At 44.9% G+C, this 18841-nt stretch carries 20 protein-coding genes; 6 read left to right on the top strand and 14 right to left on the bottom strand.

The window, feature by feature from the left end:
• The first annotated feature begins 26 nt into the window (after window positions 1-26).
• Genes rfaD through rfaL form a run of 4 tightly spaced genes read left to right on the top strand, consistent with a single transcriptional unit; the run spans window position 27 to window position 4215 of the window.
• Window positions 27-959 (top strand): ADP-glyceromanno-heptose 6-epimerase, encoded by a 933-nt coding sequence (rfaD, locus tag ACLJRE_RS12935; protein WP_000587780.1) that lies wholly within the window; start codon window positions 27-29, stop codon window positions 957-959.
• Between the two features lie 2 nt (window positions 960-961).
• A complete protein-coding gene (gene rfaF / locus ACLJRE_RS12930; RefSeq protein WP_000699198.1) occupies window positions 962-2008 on the top strand; it encodes an ADP-heptose--LPS heptosyltransferase RfaF in 1047 nt (348 codons plus the stop codon).
• Window positions 2008-2961 (top strand): lipopolysaccharide heptosyltransferase RfaC, encoded by a 954-nt coding sequence (rfaC, locus tag ACLJRE_RS12925; RefSeq protein WP_001264614.1) that lies wholly within the window; start codon window positions 2008-2010, stop codon window positions 2959-2961. The genes rfaF and rfaC overlap by 1 nt, the downstream gene beginning before the upstream one ends.
• A gap of 39 nt (window positions 2962-3000) precedes the next feature.
• The gene (gene rfaL / locus ACLJRE_RS12920; protein ID WP_023212615.1) at window positions 3001-4215 is read left to right on the top strand and encodes an O-antigen ligase RfaL; all 1215 of its coding nucleotides are present in this window, start codon (window positions 3001-3003) and stop codon (window positions 4213-4215) included.
• A gap of 56 nt (window positions 4216-4271) precedes the next feature.
• Here rfaL and ACLJRE_RS12915 read toward each other — a convergent pair whose 3' ends face one another.
• The 10 genes from ACLJRE_RS12915 to rfaQ all read right to left on the bottom strand — a co-directional run bounded on the left by ACLJRE_RS12915 (window position 4272) and on the right by rfaQ (window position 14371).
• A complete protein-coding gene (locus tag ACLJRE_RS12915) occupies window positions 4272-5417 on the bottom strand; it encodes a lipopolysaccharide N-acetylglucosaminyltransferase (protein WP_000591827.1) in 1146 nt (381 codons plus the stop codon).
• A 99-nt stretch (window positions 5418-5516) separates the two neighbouring features.
• Window positions 5517-6326 (bottom strand): 3-deoxy-D-manno-oct-2-ulosonate III transferase WaaZ, encoded by an 810-nt coding sequence (gene waaZ / locus ACLJRE_RS12910; protein WP_023212616.1) that lies wholly within the window; start codon window positions 6324-6326, stop codon window positions 5517-5519.
• Between the two features lie 149 nt (window positions 6327-6475).
• Window positions 6476-7174 carry a lipopolysaccharide core heptose(II) kinase RfaY gene (gene rfaY, locus ACLJRE_RS12905; RefSeq protein WP_023212617.1) on the bottom strand — a complete coding sequence of 233 codons (699 nt, stop codon included), beginning with the start codon at window positions 7172-7174 and terminating at the stop codon, window positions 6476-6478.
• Window positions 7175-7196: 22 nt separating this feature from the next.
• On the bottom strand, window positions 7197-8210 hold the full coding sequence (gene rfaJ / locus ACLJRE_RS12900) for a lipopolysaccharide 1,2-glucosyltransferase RfaJ (protein ID WP_023195504.1): 1014 nt from the start codon (window positions 8208-8210) through the stop codon (window positions 7197-7199).
• A 17-nt stretch (window positions 8211-8227) separates the two neighbouring features.
• Entirely contained in the window at window positions 8228-9241 is a 1014-nt protein-coding gene (gene waaO / locus ACLJRE_RS12895) for a lipopolysaccharide 3-alpha-galactosyltransferase (RefSeq protein ID WP_023212618.1), read from the bottom strand.
• 5 nt (window positions 9242-9246) lie between these two features.
• Window positions 9247-10326, bottom strand: coding sequence for a lipopolysaccharide 1,6-galactosyltransferase (waaB, locus tag ACLJRE_RS12890; protein WP_001631304.1), 1080 nt, complete (start codon window positions 10324-10326; stop codon window positions 9247-9249).
• Between the two features lie 85 nt (window positions 10327-10411).
• Complete coding sequence (locus ACLJRE_RS12885; protein WP_223352565.1) at window positions 10412-11284, bottom strand: glycosyltransferase family 52; 873 nt, start codon at window positions 11282-11284, stop codon at window positions 10412-10414.
• 105 nt (window positions 11285-11389) lie between these two features.
• Window positions 11390-12187 carry a lipopolysaccharide core heptose(I) kinase RfaP gene (gene rfaP, locus ACLJRE_RS12880; RefSeq protein WP_000229823.1) on the bottom strand — a complete coding sequence of 266 codons (798 nt, stop codon included), beginning with the start codon at window positions 12185-12187 and terminating at the stop codon, window positions 11390-11392.
• The gene (locus ACLJRE_RS12875) at window positions 12180-13304 is read right to left on the bottom strand and encodes a glycosyltransferase family 4 protein (protein WP_001261579.1); all 1125 of its coding nucleotides are present in this window, start codon (window positions 13302-13304) and stop codon (window positions 12180-12182) included. The genes rfaP and ACLJRE_RS12875 overlap by 8 nt, the downstream gene beginning before the upstream one ends.
• Complete coding sequence (rfaQ, locus tag ACLJRE_RS12870) at window positions 13301-14371, bottom strand: lipopolysaccharide core heptosyltransferase RfaQ (RefSeq protein WP_001528295.1); 1071 nt, start codon at window positions 14369-14371, stop codon at window positions 13301-13303. Before rfaQ ends, ACLJRE_RS12875 begins: the two co-directional genes overlap by 4 nt.
• A gap of 408 nt (window positions 14372-14779) precedes the next feature.
• Between rfaQ and waaA the strand changes: the two genes are divergently transcribed.
• Complete coding sequence (waaA, locus tag ACLJRE_RS12865; RefSeq protein WP_000891580.1) at window positions 14780-16057, top strand: lipid IV(A) 3-deoxy-D-manno-octulosonic acid transferase; 1278 nt, start codon at window positions 14780-14782, stop codon at window positions 16055-16057.
• Between the two features lie 8 nt (window positions 16058-16065).
• Window positions 16066-16545, top strand: coding sequence for a pantetheine-phosphate adenylyltransferase (gene coaD, locus ACLJRE_RS12860; protein WP_001171884.1), 480 nt, complete (start codon window positions 16066-16068; stop codon window positions 16543-16545).
• Between the two features lie 27 nt (window positions 16546-16572).
• On the opposite strand, the gene mutM is transcribed toward coaD, so the two are convergent.
• The 4 genes from mutM to radC all read right to left on the bottom strand — a co-directional run bounded on the left by mutM (window position 16573) and on the right by radC (window position 18787).
• Window positions 16573-17382 carry a bifunctional DNA-formamidopyrimidine glycosylase/DNA-(apurinic or apyrimidinic site) lyase gene (gene mutM, locus ACLJRE_RS12855; protein ID WP_001114511.1) on the bottom strand — a complete coding sequence of 270 codons (810 nt, stop codon included), beginning with the start codon at window positions 17380-17382 and terminating at the stop codon, window positions 16573-16575.
• Between the two features lie 97 nt (window positions 17383-17479).
• On the bottom strand, window positions 17480-17647 hold the full coding sequence (rpmG, locus tag ACLJRE_RS12850) for a 50S ribosomal protein L33 (RefSeq protein WP_001051798.1): 168 nt from the start codon (window positions 17645-17647) through the stop codon (window positions 17480-17482).
• Between the two features lie 20 nt (window positions 17648-17667).
• Window positions 17668-17904, bottom strand: a complete 237-nt coding sequence (gene rpmB, locus ACLJRE_RS12845) for a 50S ribosomal protein L28 (protein ID WP_001519051.1) — start codon at window positions 17902-17904, stop codon at window positions 17668-17670.
• Window positions 17905-18121: 217 nt separating this feature from the next.
• Window positions 18122-18787 (bottom strand): RadC family protein, encoded by a 666-nt coding sequence (gene radC / locus ACLJRE_RS12840; RefSeq protein ID WP_000380129.1) that lies wholly within the window; start codon window positions 18785-18787, stop codon window positions 18122-18124.
• Between the last annotated feature and the right edge of the window lie 54 nt (window positions 18788-18841).

Below are 18841 nucleotides of genomic sequence, written 5' to 3'. Positions count from 1 at the left end.
GACACCATAATTCAAAGGTTACAGTTATGATCATCGTTACCGGCGGCGCGGGCTTTATCGGCAGCAATATCGTTAAAGCCCTGAATGATAAAGGTATCACCGATATTCTGGTGGTGGATAACCTGAAAGACGGCACCAAGTTTGTAAACCTGGTGGATCTGAACATTGCTGACTATATGGATAAGGAAGATTTCCTGATCCAGATTATGTCCGGAGAAGAGCTCGGCGATATCGAAGCTGTTTTCCATGAAGGTGCCTGCTCTTCCACCACCGAGTGGGACGGCAAGTATATGATGGATAATAACTATCAATACTCCAAAGAGCTACTGCACTATTGTCTTGAGCGCGAAATCCCGTTCCTTTACGCCTCTTCTGCCGCCACCTATGGCGGTCGCACGTCTGACTTCATCGAATCGCGCGAATACGAAAAACCGCTTAACGTTTACGGCTATTCTAAATTTCTGTTTGATGAATATGTGCGCCAGATCCTGCCAGAAGCGAACTCGCAGATTGTCGGTTTCCGCTATTTCAACGTCTATGGACCACGTGAAGGCCATAAAGGCAGCATGGCAAGCGTGGCTTTTCATCTGAATACACAGTTAAACAACGGCGAAAGTCCGAAACTGTTTGAAGGCAGCGAAAACTTCAAGCGCGACTTCGTTTACGTGGGCGATGTGGCCGCCGTTAACCTGTGGTTCCTGGAAAGCGGCAAGTCCGGCATCTTTAACCTGGGCACAGGCCGTGCGGAATCTTTCCAGGCCGTCGCCGACGCGACGCTGGCATACCATAAAAAAGGTAGCATTGAATACATTCCGTTCCCGGATAAGCTGAAAGGTCGCTATCAGGCGTTTACGCAGGCGGATTTAACCAATCTGCGCAACGCGGGCTACGACAAACCCTTTAAGACCGTCGCCGAAGGCGTCACGGAGTATATGGCCTGGCTGAACCGCGACGCGTAAGTATGAAAATTTTGGTCATTGGCCCGTCCTGGGTGGGCGACATGATGATGTCGCAAAGTCTCTATCGCACGCTTAAAGCGCGCTATCCCCAGGCGATAATCGACGTGATGGCGCCAGCCTGGTGCCGTCCGTTGTTATCGCGTATGCCGGAAGTTAACGAGGCGATACCCATGCCGCTGGGCCACGGCGCGCTGGAAATCGGCGAGCGCCGTAGATTGGGCCATAGCCTGCGTGAGAAGCGCTACGATCGCGCCTGGGTGCTGCCAAATTCGTTTAAATCGGCGCTGATTCCTTTCTTTGCCAATATCCCGCACCGTACCGGCTGGCGCGGCGAAATGCGCTATGGCCTGCTGAACGATGCGCGCGTCCTTGATAAAGACGCCTGGCCGCTGATGGTGGAGCGCTACGTGGCGCTGGCCTATGACAAGGGCGTGATGCGCACGGCGAAAGATCTGCCGCAGCCGCTACTCTGGCCACAGCTCCAGGTTAGCGAGGGTGAAAAGTCGCTGATGTGCAGCGATTTTTCGCTATCTTCTGAACGTCCTCTGATTGGCTTTTGCCCCGGCGCGGAATTTGGCCCGGCAAAACGTTGGCCGCACTATCACTACGCCGAACTGGCAAAACAGCTCATTAACGAAGGGTATCAGGTCGTACTGTTTGGCTCGGCAAAAGACCATGAAGCCGGAAATGAGATCCTGGCGGCGCTGAATAGCGAGCAGCAGGCATGGTGTCGCAACCTGGCGGGGGAAACCCAGCTGGAACAGGCCGTCATTCTGATAGCCGCCTGTAAAGCCATCGTCACCAACGATTCCGGGCTAATGCACGTCGCGGCGGCGCTCGACCGCCCGCTGGTCGCCTTGTATGGCCCAAGTAGCCCGGATTTCACGCCGCCGCTGTCTCATAAGGCCCGGGTGATTCGTCTTATTACGGGTTATCACAAAGTGCGTAAAGGCGATACGGCGCAAGGCTATCACCAGAGCCTGATCGATATCACGCCGCAGCGGGTTCAGGAAGAGCTTCATTCGCTGTTGTCGGAAGAGGGCGTTTAATGCGGGTTTTGATCGTTAAAACATCATCGATGGGCGACGTATTACATACCCTGCCTGCGCTTACCGACGCGCAACAGGCGATTCCGGGGATTCAATTTGATTGGGTTGTCGAAGAAGGGTTTGCGCAAATTCCGTCCTGGCACAGTGCTGTCGATCGCGTGATTCCCGTCGCTATTCGCCGTTGGCGCAAGGCCTGGTTTTCCGCGCCCATCAAAGCGGAACGCACAGCCTTTCATCGGGCGGTATGCGCATACCAATACGACGCTGTGATTGATGCGCAGGGGCTGGTGAAAAGCGCGGCGCTGGTGACGCGTCTGGCGCATGGGATAAAGCACGGTATGGACTGGAGTACCGCCCGCGAACCGCTGGCCAGCCTGTTTTATAACCGTAAACACCATATCGCAAAGCAACAACATGCGGTTGAACGGACGCGCGAACTGTTCGCCAAAAGTCTGGGATACGATAAACCGCAGTCGCAGGGCGATTATGCCATCGCAAAACATTTTCTGCATTGCCAGCAGGCGGTTAGCGATCCGTATGCGGTGTTTTTACATGCCACGACCCGCGATGATAAACACTGGCCGGAAGCAAACTGGCGCGAGCTTATCGGCCTAGTGGGCAACACCGGATTACGGATAAAACTTCCCTGGGGCGCGCCTCATGAGGAGGCCCGGGCTAAACGACTGGCCGAAGGCTTTGACTATGTGGATGTGTTACCGCGTATGAGCCTGGAGGAGGTCGCCAGAGTGCTGGCTGGCGCAAAATTTGTCGTATCGGTTGATACCGGCCTGAGCCATCTCACCGCCGCGCTCGACAGACCGAATATTACGCTATATGGCCCAACGGACCCTGGGTTAATTGGAGGTTATGGGAAGAACCAAATGGCATGCTGCTCACCAGAACAGAACCTGGCGAATTTAGATGCCACAAGCGTATTTGGAAAGATTCATTAAAGAGACTCTGTCTCATCCCAAACCTATTGTGGAGAAAAGATGCTAACCACATCATTAACGTTAAATAAAGAGAAATGGAAGCCGATCTGGAATAAAGCGCTGGTTTTTCTTTTTGTTGCCACGTATTTTCTGGATGGTATTACGCGTTATAAACATTTGATAATCATACTTATGATTATCACCGCGATTTATCAGGTCTCACGCTCACCGAAAAGTTTCCCCCCTCTTTTCAAAAATAGCCTATTTTATAGCGTAGCAGTATTATCATTAATCCTTGTTTATTCCATACTCATATCGCCAGATATGAAAGGAAGTTTCAAGGAATTTGAAAATACGGTACTGGAGGGTTTCTTATTATATACTTTATTAATTCCCGTACTATTAAAAGATGAAACAAAAGAAACGGTTGCGAAAATAGTACTTTTCTCCTTTTTAACAAGTTTAGGGCTTCGCTGCCTTGCAGAGAGTATTCTGTATATCGAGGACTATAATAAAGGGATTATGCCATTCATAAGCTATGCGCATCGACATATGTCCGATTCCATGGTTTTCTTATTTCCAGCATTATTGAATATTTGGCTGTTTAGAAAAAATGCAATTAAGTTGGTTTTTTTGGTGCTTAGCGCTATCTACCTTTTCTTTATCCTGGGAACCCTATCGCGAGGGGCATGGTTGGCGGTGCTCATAGTAGGTGTTCTGTGGGCAATACTGAACCGCCAATGGAAGTTAATAGGAGTTGGTGCCATTTTATTAGCCATTATCGGCGCTTTGGTTATCACTCAACATAATAACAAACCAGACCCAGAACATTTACTGTATAAATTACAGCAGACAGATAGCTCATATCGTTATACTAATGGAACCCAGGGTACCGCGTGGATACTGATTCAGGAAAACCCGATCAAGGGCTACGGCTATGGTAATGATGTGTATGATAGTGTTTATAATAAACGCGTTGTCGATTATCCAACGTGGACCTTTAAAGAATCCATCGGTCCGCATAATACCATCCTGTACATCTGGTTTAGTGCTGGCATATTGGGTCTGGCGAGCCTGGTCTATTTATACGGCGCTATCATCAGGGAAACAGCCAGCTCTACCTTCAGGAAAGTAGAGATAAGCCCCTACAATGCTCATCTTTTGCTATTTTTATCTTTCATTGGTTTTTATATCGTTCGTGGTAATTTTGAACAGGTCGATATTGCTCAAATTGGTATCATTACTGGTTTTCTGCTGGCGCTAAGAAATAGATAAAAAAACGCGCTGATACTTATTACGGTATCAGCGCGTTTTCCATCATCAGGACTCAATCACTTATCAAACCAGCTTTTCATTTGTTCCTCGAAACGCTGCGCTACATTTTCCCAACTGTATTTTGAAAACACCAGGGATTTTGCTTTTTCGGCAATCTGGTGGCGTTCCTTATCAGCAAGCGCACGGTTAATATCATTAATTATACTGTCGCTCGACATAGGTTCTGCGAGGTGATAGCCCGTTATGCCATCTAACACAAATTCGCTAATCCCCCCTTTTTTGCTGGCAAGAACCGCTTTTCCTGCTGCCATCGCTTCTACAGCCACCATGCAAAATGCTTCTTCAACCTGAGACGGCACAATAACCAAATCGGCTATATGATAGAAGTTATGCATCTGGTCGGGAGATTGCCCCCCAGCCATAATACAATCCGTTCCAATCTCTTTTGCGGCGTCCAGTACTTTCTTTTGATACTCTGCTTTTTCACCCTTGCGGCTTGCATAAGGGTCGCCAACAACGACAAGTTTAATATTACTTCTTAAGGTACGTAATTTTTTGAACGCCTGCAAAAGCAACAGGATGCCTTTATCAGGCGAAATTCTCCCGGCATATAAGAGAACGGTGGCATCTTCCGCAATATTTAATTGCTGACGAAGATTATCTTGTGGGTTTCTTTTATAAGTCTCAGCACAAAAACCATTAGGAACAATACTAACAGCAGCGGCAGGCAATCTTTCTTCATAAAACGCTTTAAGAAACTGACTGGGCACGATAATTTTTGCATCGTTATCAGGAAGTTCTGGTTCAAATGCGTTATGCATGTGCATAACCAGTTTTGCATTCGGATTGCGCTCTCTGATCTGCCGATACAGTTTCATACTATTATGAATAACAATGACGCTATCTTCCTGGGTAGTCACTTTATCTCTAATATTAAGGACGCGCTGGGAATAGGGTAGTGGGTCGAGACGAGTCCATTTCTGAAAAAGACGCTTATAAACTTTACTAAACCCAATGTAATGAATATCACAGTTATCGTTTATTTTATTATATTCAGGATAGCCAGCATTCTTTATACAAGCAATAGCACTCGGTATTGATAGTCGTTTTGCAACCTGGTAAATCCAGGTTTCTACCGCAGCCGCACCACGAGGAGGAATTGAAAATATAGGAGTAACAGTAAATATGATTTTTTTAATCATAATAGCTATAATCCAGAATAGTTAACTTTATAGAAAAAGAAATGTTATAGAAAAAGAAATTCGTGCCAAAGCAACGCAAAATAATGATTTATCTAGTGTCTAGACAATTTTATCATAATATATTTCACCCTCAAGTTCCGAGGCTGTAATATATGGAATAATATCGTAATGAATTGCAGTATCATCTGATAAATTAAAGATATTTAAATCACTCACATTTTTTCTCATAAAAGTAAAAAATGGCAGTATTTTAAACAGGTCTTTACTAAGCTCAGATGGCATAGGGCTGGTAGTTTCGTCATAGAAACGTGGGCAACTCCCTGTTAAGTCAAGCCCAGAACATATAATACGGCCATACTTGAGGGAATAGGCAACCTGAATAGCGGTATAAGCAATAGTATGGCAAGAGCAATAGCCGATGCTGATATCCTTGCAAAATCCAGCCAGTCGTCCTCTTTTCGAAAGAGGAACTGAAATAAGTAATGCTTTATGAACCCGCTTGAGGATATTAAATTTAATTTTCTTTAAAAAGCCCCCTTTTTCTCGGCGATAAAAGGAGCGAATAATTAAACAGTTTTCTTCAATATATTTTTGATCATCTACTGAAGCCTGTTCGTACACATCAAGATTGACGATAGTAAACTGACTGTTACGGCTAAAGTTATAAAAATCTTCGCGCCGGCGATGAAGGAAGCGAACATCCGTCAGAAGGTACAAAAATGGCTTGACGTTATTGTTTAGCAAATATTGAACAGAACCATTGACTGCAATGACATCTTTCATTCGTAACAAGGACAGCGGCGTCTTTCTGGACGTAGGACCAGAAAGAAAAATAATACAATCTTCAGCCGTTCTTTTCGCAATAAGTTGCAGAACATCGGCGTGAGTTATGAAATTAACGCTGCCCATAAAAAACTCGTATGTTTATCATGCAACCTATAAATAAATGTTATATTCAATAACTAATATTACATCTCAAATTCTCTCAAGTATGTCATAACGCTGCAGCAAATAAAAGTCAGTCAGCCCCTTAAATTAAACCAAACGTGCTACATTGGTCAGCGCTTTTCCTTACCCTTAATACGACGAAGGAAATTTCGAAGTTTTTTCTTATAAATCAATAAGTAAAATCCGATATCTCTCACATTATTCTTGATATCATAATGTCTTTCTAAATCAATACGATCCTTTGCTTTTCGTTGCCTGGAAGGTCTTTTTCCGGACAAATCGATAATTCTGATCTCATTGCCTTGCAGGATAAAGTTACCTTTATGGGGATCGCCCGAAACCATACCATGCTGATGCAGGGAATATATCGACTGTTTGATTTTCCCTCTCACCTCGTCAGAAATTTCTGGCATATCAACAAGTTCAATACCTTCAATATACTCAATTATCATCACGTATGTTTTTACATAGCGTAATGTTTTAATTTCCGCCAGCAGGTAAAAATCATTAAGCGCCGCAAACCCTTCACGCCGCACACGATCTGTCTGATGAAAAAGCTTTTCGTAGTAATCTCCTTTTACTAACGATTTGAAAAATCGTTCAGTATTTTTTACTTTTGGACTAAATACTTTGAGAATATATTTTCCGTAGTCTGTATTAATCAATACAACTTTTGTATCTTCTATATTACGGAAGACTTTAATAATCTGATGATTATAAGATAGAAAATCTTTGAATATCTCAATGTATTTTTCACCGTCTTTTTTGACAAAGACGGTATAGTTTTTAACCTTTTTTTCAATAATCATAATGGAGATTTAGGGAAGGAAATTATTTGTGGAAAATTTTACGATAAAGATATGCGCTTCCAGCCAGAAGGCCTTTAAAATAATGCCCCTGCACGAGAAGATGTTTATATCGCTTCTTAAATTCAACTATGGTACGCGCATCTTTTGCGGGAAAATCTTTCCAGGGCGAATTCAGTCGTGCATTTTTATAATAGATAACTGAAGGATAATTTGCCCAGGCATGCCATGGTTTTGTAGCGCCCGTATAATGAATTAAAATAGTATTATCATTAATTATATTGCTATATTTTTTATGTGACTTATCTTTCAACTCACTTTTGATAGTATAAATGGTATTATACGGTCGCGGAAGAAAAATGACTTTATCCTGTAGGAGAATATTCAGAACATCCTGATCGGGATATTTAAAAGAGTCAGCCTCTTTACCTGCCAGAAGTAAAAATGCCTTTTCAGTTAAGGCATTCTCTTTCCATAATTTCAGGTTAACAAAAACCACGCCGGAGTTAAAATAACCACCTTGTAAATTAAATGCTCTTAATCTCTCATTTACCTTATTCTGGATGGAATCAACATCTTTTACGACCGCAGCGATCTTCTCTGTCAGATCAAGCTGTAAAAGATCTTGCAAAGATCCTTTGCATACAACATCGGCATCCAAATAAAGTAATGTGTTTACCTTCTTGCTGAGATAATCGAAAGCAAATAAACGAAAATACATTGCTCTCGACCATACTTTAGTTTGAGGCAATACCTCAAGGCTTTCTACTTTAATAAGATAAAGAGAAATTTTTATGTGATGCTGTACGGCTAAACGCTCTATATATTTTACAAAACACGGGGAGTATAAATCACAAATAATATGGAAAGCGAGCGGGATATTATTATTTAATACAACTGAAGCAATTGATACCCCCACACCATCAAGATAGTTTTCATCAACACCATAAGAAATGTTTAATACGTTATCATCATTATTATTATTACTTTCATCAAAAACTTTATATTCAGCTATTTCTATCTCAGGAAATGAATCCATTACATCACCTATGGGTTTTATTCAAGAAGTTTACGTTTAAAGTAGGCTATATAATAATTTATACCCGAAGTATAATGCTTCTGATTAAACATATGCTTTGCCGCATAACGTAACTGATGACTAGTGACTGGATTTAAAAGTGCACAATGAGACCATGGTGAGTTGCTCTTAGCCTGTAAAAAATATTGTGACACAGGATAAGCCCCCCAACTATGCCAGGGCTTCGTTGGTCCGATATAATGAACAAATACAGTCTCAGCATCAACTGGATTAATAACTGAATCTTTTAATTCATAGTTAAGACTAAATTGTGTATTAAATTTTTTATCAACAAAACGCGCTTTATTCACTAACAATATATTTAATACATCCTGATCAAGGTGCGTTATGCGCTGTACTACCTCCGGATCTTTTAGCATTTCAATCGCTTTCTTAGAGATATTTTCTGCGCTCCAAAGAGGTATGTTAATTAAAATAAAACCGGCATTAAAATAGCCAGAAACCAGCCCAGGCGTTGCCAAGCTAACCGAGCGCTTAGTCCACCATTCCAACTCGCCTTCAGCAACGACAGCCGCAATCTCATTTTCAGCGAAGTTAAGATCAATAAGCTCCTGAATACTCCCCTTACATGCAATATCTGCATCCAGATAAAGTACTCTATCTGTTTTATCTGAAAAATAATCGGCGATAATGAATCTAAAGTATGTTGCATAGGTCCAGTTTTTGGTACTGGGTAGCGATTTTAAGCGCTCACAGTCGATTAGGTAAACAACAATCTGCGTAGCGTACTGTTTTGCTAATGCCTCAAATCGCTGCTGGTCTTCAGAGTCAAAGAAATCGGTAAAAACATGGAAAGCTAACGCCTTCTCTGGGTTAGCGAGGAAAACCGATGCAATAGAGACACCACAGCCAAAAAGAAAGTTTTTATCAATCCCATAAGCTATATTAAATTTATCAGCATCACTATGTTGTGCATAGTTATAATCTAAAGTCTGTTGAATGACTTCTTCTTCAAAATATTTTCTGCTCATAGTGATCACTTTTGTAATTTCGAGAATATTGCATTATTAAAATTTTTAAAATATAGCACATCGTAAAATCTCTCAATCGTGCCGGGAATAATATCATGCTGATATTTTACTTCACCAGAAATAACGCGATTAAGGTGTCCTACAAAATCATCTATAGCCCCCGGGGTGTAAAGCTCACCATTCAAGCCGGGTTTAATCATATCGCGCGGACCAGACATACAATCAGAACTAATACACGGAATTCCATATGACATTGCTTCCAGCAGGGTCATAGGAAATCCCTCAAATGCAGAGGTAAGTAGTAACGCGGTGACATTTTTTATTTTTTGCTGTACGACTTGCCACGGCTCGCTTTGCCAACCATACCAGATCACACGCTGCTCAATACCAAGCTCCCGACTATAGGCCTGGCACTTTTCAAAATCTGAGCCATCACCAATAATATGTAGCTGCCATTCCCCTGTCGTACGAGCTAAGCCATCAAATAAATCTTTAACTCTTTTCTGTCCTTCAAATTTAAGACGCCCTACATAGAGAAATACAGCGGGTTTATCGCGCTCAGGCGACGGCACAATGATTGTTTTAATAGAGACAGGATTATAAACGACGCTAATATTTTGCGCTGAGATACCCCGTGCCATCATCTGTTCTTTAATACCACTACTGATGGCCAGATGATAATCTGCGTACGTTATACATTCTGCATGTTTTTTATGGTCGAGCGAAAAATGCGGCCACGAGAAAATAGTAAACTGTTTACCACTTTTCTTTCGTGCTTTATTGGCATAAAGACATGAGATGACATCAATACATATCACAATATCCGGTGACGTTTCTTTCAGCCACTGACTAAAATTATAAACATGCTTAGCTCGACGAAGAAAACTTAATTTTATATTTGAGAATGATTGCGCATATTTAATCGCTTTTAGCCATGCTTTATCCATTTTGTCATTACGACAAAAGAAAAACATTTCACAGTTGATTTTCGGAGAGCTATTTTCAAACGTATGGATAACGTTGCTAATAACGGTTTCCATCCCTCCAAAACCAGATACCGCTTCGCCTATAAATGCTATTTTCAATGAAGTCACCATTTGCTGACACTCATGTTATTCGGCTTCCTTCACTTTTAAAATTCTGTAAGAACAAACCCAATCAACACTATATTTATACTGAGACCTGATTAAAATCGAACCCCAGTCCATGATTAAAGCTATCTTTTAGAAAAGGGCTGGTTATTTTATAGTTTTTGATAGTTGAGATATTATTTAGGTTATACTGAACTGTGCTATTAAATCCATATATCTCTAATGATATCCCTTGCTCCAGATATTCTAAAATAATGTCCTCGGCTATCATTTCAGAGCTAACATTCAATACACCATTAAACTGATGAGAGTCATATCGAGGGTGAGGAATATATATATCAACCGCTTCTTTTTTAATAAACCGCTGAAGATGCTGAAGAAAAACACACTCATCTTCTTTATTTTTTAACGCATCAGTATATACAGTTCCCAATAATACTTTTTTAAAGCCATTATTCGTATCAGGAAGACCGTTATGGTGTACCAATATAATTCCTTCGGTCTTTTCAATTATGTTGGTTCTATTAGGAAATAGAGTATAATGTTTTGCGTCTAACTTTAATATTTCATCTTTATGATATTTACGCCCCATCAGCTTTCGTATTAACTTCGATGTGGCGCTTATATTCTTATTTTCATACATTATACTTTTCTGATTGATATTATTTGTACCATCATCAAAGGTTTTTATTTCAGAAAAAGTGATACAGGATAAAATATGGTGTATAAGCGGGACATGAAAATTCGCGAAGAAAACAGTATGATATTCTCTGGCATACTTTTCCATGATTTTTTTAGCATACCGTGTTCTTTGAATCGTTTTAAATGTCGAAAATTTTGCTACCTGCGGGACGATGTCTGAGTGCCGACATAACGGCTGAATTTTTTTTAAATAGTACTGATTTTTTACGTTATCTACATCGCCAATAAATAAAACATCAACTTTTTTCAACTGCTCTTTTTCTATAATTGACCGTGCAATCAATAATTGCAAATTAGTCATGCATATGAATAGAAACATATAGCCTCTAAGCTATTTAAATATATAAATTTTATATTAAAGATTTTTTCTTATTGTTCTTTCTTTAATTCGAGCGGCTTTAACATCCGCCTGATGAATCAACCCCGATTCTTTGTGCAAAATCTCTCGCAGGGGGAGAGAGAAATACTCACGCATAAACCGGAATATATCTCGCTGAGTCAGGCCAATATTCATTGAAGAAAAATAAAGCCCAATTAAATCCTTGTCACGCCAGCGAAGGGGAACGTGCTGACGTATCTGCGCGCGATGCAGGTCGATTACGGAGATTTTTAAATCCTCTTCACGACCTGTGAAAGGTAAATGCAGAAGAAAGTGGCAAATATAACAGTCACGATGGTTAATTCCCCCGGCGTGCATTTTACGTACCATAGTCGCAACACGCTTAATAATCATCCACTTCACCTGCGCGTCCGGTGGATTAACAGCCCAGTCAGCACAGTAGTCTTCAAGGCTAATGGTAGGCGTTAAATCTTCGGTGATAATAAATGATGTTCTGGTTAGCGGGTTTACGCCTTTTTCACCAAAACCAACGCCGTGCATCGTATCAACGCCCAGCTCATGTAGACGATGAATGGCGTGCCATTCTCTGTCAGCGCCCAGAACAGGCATACGTAACGAAATCAGGTTCTTCACAATTTCTTTCAGCGAAGTGCCTTTATGCCACTTCAGGAAGTAGCTTTTGCCGTCCAGCTCAAACCGCAATGTTCGACGCGTCTCCAGCTCTCTGAACACTTCGCCCTGTAACGTTTTCACTTCCTCAAAAGCATCTTTACCGCGCCATAGTGTGGTTAACGGCGCTTTCAGCTCAACCATCTAAATCACCTGTAATAATATCTGCGGCCTTCTCCGGTAAGCTGTATAAATCCTGGGTATCAGCATAATACCGCGCATTTTCAGCCCAGGCGCTGCGTAAGGAAGGCTGTGTCAGCGCTTTGAGTAAAACCTCATTTAGCGCATCCTGGCGGAATGGTTCAGTCATCGCTTCGCCACAGTTTGCATCCACAATATAATGTGCATAACCGCACACCGCGGTTGTCAGCACCGGCAAACCAGCAGTAATGGCTTCCAGCAAAACAATACCAGCAGCTTCCTGATAGGCTGGATGCAGTAAAAGGTCGGCTGCCGCCATTAACTCCGCGATATCATTACGTCCGGAGAAAAAATGCACATTCGTGCCGACGCCGCTTCTTTCAGCCAGCGCTGCAAACTTCTTCGGCTTATCCTGCCCAACAACATAGAGCACCGTATTTTGCCGTAAAGATTCGGGTAGCGATGCCAGCGCTTCAATAGAGCGATCCACACCTTTACGGGTAAAGTCAGACCCTACTTGCAACAGTAATTTTTGCTGTTCTGAGATACCATTTTTCTGACGATAAATTTGACGACTGTTTGGGATCTGTTGGCTATATTTTCTGTCCGGGTAAATCCCCGGAGGAAGAATATGGAAACGCTCCGCTTCAGTCTGATAATGTTTTTGGAAGTCAGCAATCTGCTTATTCGTCAGCATTAATAGTTGCGTCGGCTTGCCGTGTTCAAACGTGGCGCGTTCAAAAGCAGCATAATGCCGATAGCGTGATGTCAGGCGATAGAAAAATCCTTTTTCCTGTGCGACTTTTTCGGCGTAACACACGTCTGCGGCGTAATACACATCAAGGCCCGGCATCTTATTGAATCCAACCACCCGATCGACAGGGTGGTCGCGCAAATGGTGTTGCACCCAGGCATAATATTCTGCGTTACGACCGTGGTTCGTCCGGGATTTAACCGGCACGCGGATTAATTCAAAGTTATCCGGGCATTCCCCTTCCCATGACTGAGTATAAACACGAACCTGATGCCCTCGCGCCGCCACGGTTTGGGCAATGCGCATAAAATCACGCTGCAGACCGCCAAAAGGAAAATATTTATATAAGCAAAAGGCAACTCTCATAGCAGGCTGTCCAAATCTATGGGGCGTGCCTCATGCGGCAGCATTTTTTCCGTCGCGGCGATAACATCTTCAGCCGGAATCACGGAAAGGTATTTTTTATTACGATCAAGCTCATGCCGTTCAGGCATCGGCTGATAATTTCCTGCCCAAAACTGAATGATGTCGTCGGTCCAGGGACGCCAGAATACATGATCCGTCGCGCCGAAAAGGCAAATGACCGGCGTTTTGACTGCTGCGGCAATATGACCAGGGGCCGAATCAACGCCGATAAAGAGATCCGCATGGTCAATCAACGCGCCCAATTCAGGAAAGCGAGTTTTACCCGCCAGACCAGTAACCGGTTTTGTCTCACAGCCGCGTGCAATAGCATCCACGCAGGCCATCTCGTCTGCGGCCGGGCCTGACGTCAGTACAACCTGATAACCGCGGCGCTGCACGGCATCAATAACCTGAGAGAATTTATCATTATCCCAGCACTTAAATAGCTGCCGTGCCGTAGGCTGAATAACAACATATTGTCGGGTCACACCAAGTTGTTTGAGCTGTTGTCGCATGTTTTCCCAATGTTCCGGGCGATAGCTCATGGTGGTTTCCGTGACATACTGTTTTAACGCTAACGGCTTTAGCGCGGATAATGTGCGCTCAACAGCATGTTCTCCCGCATAAGGTACTAAATGCGTAAAGCTCTTTTTCCATAAAGCAGACTGACGATTACCGAAATCCTGCGAGATTTTTGTTTTTGCGTTTAAAAAACGCACAATGAGCGCCACGCTCCACTGATCGGTGAGATTGACGACCAGATCATACGAGTTAGCACGCAATTTTTTGATTAGCGATAGCGCGTTTTTAATCTTCTCTTTTGTTCCTGCGCCTTTGTTACTGATGCCGTAGAGTGCATTAATCTCCGGATTTTCCGACAATATCGGTATGGTGTTCTGGTAAAGAAGCACATCGATTTTTGCATCGGGATAATTCTGCTTCAGCGTACTGATGACAGGGGTGGTAAGTAACATGTCTCCATGAAAACGCATTTTTATAATCAGAATTCTTCGAAATGGCTTTTCCACAAGCGACTCTTTGGTTGAAATTGTCCGGATAAATAAGCAGAAAAAAGCACGCTACCGCCCCAGGCTTCACAGCAACCCGATGGCTAATACCGCACTCATTTTAGATGCGCTAGTGTAACACTTCTTTCGCAGCAATCCGATACGAATAATTTTTATACACAATCATTTTTTTAATTATAAATTCAAAGAGATAATAATTTATCCCTCTCTTGTGAATGGTCATTCCCATTGTCTGGGGCGACAAGGGCGGCAAATTTCAATGGATTGCGTAAAAATGCAAAAATAATGAGGTTCAGCGCCTGGAATCCTCGCTTCTGAGCCAATTTGGCGCAAAAATGGGAAAAGTAATGGTAAAGCCCAGGCTAAATACATAGAATCCCCAGCACATCCATAAGTCAGCTATTTACTATGCTCGAATTGCTTTACACCGCTCTTCTCTACCTTATTCAGCCTCTGATCTGGATACGGCTTTGGGTGCGTGGACGTAAAGCGCCGGCCTATCGTAAGCGCTGGGGTGAACGCTACGGATTCTACCGCCGTCCGTTGAAACCGGGCGGAATCATGCTGCATTCCGTCTCGGTGGGCGAAACTCTGGCGGCCATCCCATTGGTCCGCGCTCTACGTCATCGCTATCCCGATCTGCCTATTACCGTAACGACCATGACGCCGACCGGCTCGGAGCGCGTCCAGTCCGCCTTTGGCAACGATGTTCAGCACGTTTACTTGCCTTATGATTTGCCCGATGCGCTCAATCGTTTCCTCAATGAGATTGATCCTAAGCTGGTATTGATCATGGAGACTGAGCTCTGGCCAAATCTGATTGCTGCGCTGCACAAACGTCATATTCCGCTGGTTATCGCTAATGCGCGGCTTTCCGCCCGCTCCGCCGCGGGTTATGCGAAGCTTGGCAAGTTTGTCCGTACGCTCCTGCGCCGTATCACCCTGATTGCCGCGCAAAACGAAGAAGATGGCGAACGCTTTGTGGCATTGGGCGCGAAGAACAATCAGGTCACGGTCACCGGCAGTCTGAAATTTGATATTTCAGTTACGCCGCAGCTGGCGGCTAAAGCCGTTACGCTACGCCGCCAGTGGGCGCCGCACCGTCCGGTCTGGATTGCCACCAGCACCCACGATGGCGAAGAGAGTATCGTTATCGCCGCTCACCAGGCGTTATTACATCAATTCCCGAATTTATTACTGATTCTGGTGCCCCGCCATCCGGAGCGTTTCCCGGATGCTATCAATCTTGTGCGTCAGGCAGGGTTAAGCTACATCACTCGCTCTTCGGGCGAAGTGCCGTCCGCCAGCACCCAGGTCGTGGTAGGCGATACTATGGGCGAATTAATGTTGCTCTATGGCATTGCCGATCTCGCCTTTGTTGGTGGTTCGCTGGTTGAACGCGGCGGTCATAACCCGCTGGAGGCCGCCGCTCATGCGATTCCGGTACTGATGGGTCCGCATACCTTTAACTTTAAAGATATTTGCGCCCGTCTGGATCAGGCGAGCGGACTTATCACGATTACCGATGCGGCTACGCTGGCAAAAGAAGTTTCCTCTTTACTGACCGATGCTGATTATCGTAATTTCTACGGACGTCACGCAGTTGAAGTGCTGTATCAAAATCAGGGCGCGCTCCAGCGTCTGCTGCAACTGCTGGAACCTTATCTGCCACCGAAAACGCATTGAGGACTGTCATGCAAAAACGGGCGATTTATCCAGGCACGTTTGATCCGATTACTAACGGTCATCTCGATATTGTGACGCGCGCAACGCAGATGTTCGACCATGTCATTCTGGCCATCGCCGCCAGCCCCGGTAAGAAACCCATGTTCACCCTGGACGAACGTGTGGCGCTGGCGCAAAAAGCGACCGCACACCTGGGTAACGTAGAGGTGGTGGGCTTTAGCGACCTGATGGCCAATTTCGCCCGCGACAGACAGGCGAATATCCTGATTCGTGGTCTGCGCGCGGTGGCGGATTTTGAATATGAAATGCAGTTGGCGCATATGAATCGCCATCTGATGCCGCAACTGGAAAGCGTTTTCCTGATGCCGTCCAAAGAGTGGTCGTTTATTTCATCGTCGCTGGTCAAAGAAGTGGCACGCCATCAGGGCGATGTGACCCACTTTCTGCCGGACAATGTGCATCAGGCGCTAATGGATAAGTTGAAATAAGTTTCCTTCCTTGCCGGGCCTGGCGTTTTACTTCTGACAGTGACGGCAATAGAACGTCGCACGCTGTGCGTGTTTCGTTGCGACTATCGGCGTACCGCATACCCGACACGGCTCGCCTTTGCGCCCGTACACCTGCAACTCCTGCGCAAAATAGCCCGGTTTCCCATCGCTTTGCAGAAAATCCTTCAGCGTTGTCCCGCCTTGTTCAATAGAGCGCAGCAAAACGGCTTTAATCACCCGTGCCAGCAGGTCGCACTCCTCTGTCGAGAGTGACGACGCCAGGCGGTCAGGGTGAATACCAGCGGCAAACAGCGACTCGCTGGCGTAGATATTCCCCACGCCGACCACCAGCTTGTTATCCATCAGCCAGGGTTTAATCGCCATCTTCTTCTTCGCGCATTTCTGCTGCAAATATTCGCCATTAAACTCATCGCTTAGCGGCTCCGGTCCCAGATGCGCCAGTACGTTATGCCCTTCCAGCTCTTTGGTCCATAACCAGGCGCCAAAGCGGCGAGGATCGGTATAACGTAGAATTTTGCCATTGCTCATCACCAAATCGACATGGTCGTGCTTTTCCGCCGGCAGCGCTTCCGACAGTATCCGCAAGCTTCCCGACATCCCCAGGTGAATAATTATCCAGCCGTCAGGCAGCTCCAGCAGTAAATATTTAGCACGACGCTGAACGCTAAGGACAGGTGTATCGCTCAGACGATAAATTTCGTCTGAAACCGGCCAGCGCAGACGGCCGTTACGGATATGGGCGTGCAGGATAGTAGCGCCAACTAAATGGGGTTCAATACCCCGGCGGCTGGTTTCAACTTCGGGTAATTCAGGCATAACGTCTCCGGCTGTGTGGCAGGTCTCATTAATATGGGGACGGCCAGAAAACAAAAAACCCCGCCGAAGCGAGGTTTTTGTTACATCAAAGCGAGAATTATTTGATTTTCGCTTCTTTGTAGATCACGTGCTGACGGACAACTGGATCGAATTTTTTCAGTTCCAGTTTTTCCGGTTTAGTACGTTTGTTCTTCGTAGTGGTATAGAAGTGACCAGTACCAGCAGAAGAAACCAGCTTGATTTTCTCACGAATACCTTTAGCCATGACTTATTTCCTCTTAGTACTTAGTACTTTTCGCCACGGGCACGCAGTTCAGACAGAACTGTTTCGATGCCTTTTTTATCGATGATACGCATACCTTTAGCAGATACACGCAGGGTGACAAAACGCTTCTCGCTCTCAACCCAGAAACGGTGAGAGTGCAGGTTAGGCAGGAAACGGCGTTTAGTCGCGTTCAGTGCGTGGGAACGGTTGTTACCGGTCACCGGACGCTTGCCAGTAACTTGGCAGACTCGGGACATGTCTATTCTCCAAAAATCAAATTAGCTCGAGCTTCGTATGGGGTATCGGCGCCTCGTCAGGCTTTACAGCCTGGTCATCGCGCAGTTCTATTGAACTCTCGATTGCCAGGCCCAAATGCCAAACCCGAGATTCTCAAAGGTGGCGTAGTATACGCTGACCCGGCGATATGCTCAAGTCCCGAACAGACAAAGATCCCGATGGATCGCGCAAAGAATCTTAAATCCAGCCGCGTTCGGCAAAAGAAACGTACTCTCCGCGCCCAATTATCAGGTGATCGAGCACCCGGATATCCATAAACTGGCAACACTTTATCACGCGCTCAGTGATAAGTTTATCTGCTTTACTTGGCTCTGCGCAGCCTGAAGGGTGGTTATGCGCCAGAATGACCGCTGAAGCATTGAGTTTAATCGCTTCCCGAACAATCTCACGCGGATGCACCTCTACGTGGTTAAGCGTGCCGGAAAACAGGCGGCTGTGCTGAAGCACCCGGTGCTGGGCATCGAGGAAGATCACCAGAAAGATCTCACGCTCTTCACCCGTCAGTTGGCTTTGCAGAAATTCCCGCGTCATTTCCGGACTCAGCAACGCACTTTCCTCATTCATGCGCACGCTGTAATAGCGCCTTGCCAGCTCAGCAATGCCTTTCAACTGCGCGAATTTCGCCAGGCCGATGCCGTTTACGCCGCGAAACTGCGCAAAGTCCGCCGACAGCAGGCCATACAGTGACCCAAAGTGCTGCAATATCTCTTTTGCCAACGTCATAACATCTTTTCCCGGCGTGCCGGTACGTAAAAAAAGCGCCAGCAGTTCCACGTCGCTGAGGGAAGCAATGCCGGATCTGAGCATTTTTTCACGCGGTAATAATTCGTCCAACGTATCCATACGCGCACCTCCTTTTTTAAGGAAGCGGCATAGTGGCACAGCCTTTGGGAGAGA

The sequence above is a fragment of the Salmonella sp. SAL04157 genome (assembly GCF_046551635.1).
Classification (GTDB): domain Bacteria; phylum Pseudomonadota; class Gammaproteobacteria; order Enterobacterales; family Enterobacteriaceae; genus Salmonella; species Salmonella enterica.
This window is presented reverse-complemented; position numbering and strand designations above follow the sequence as displayed.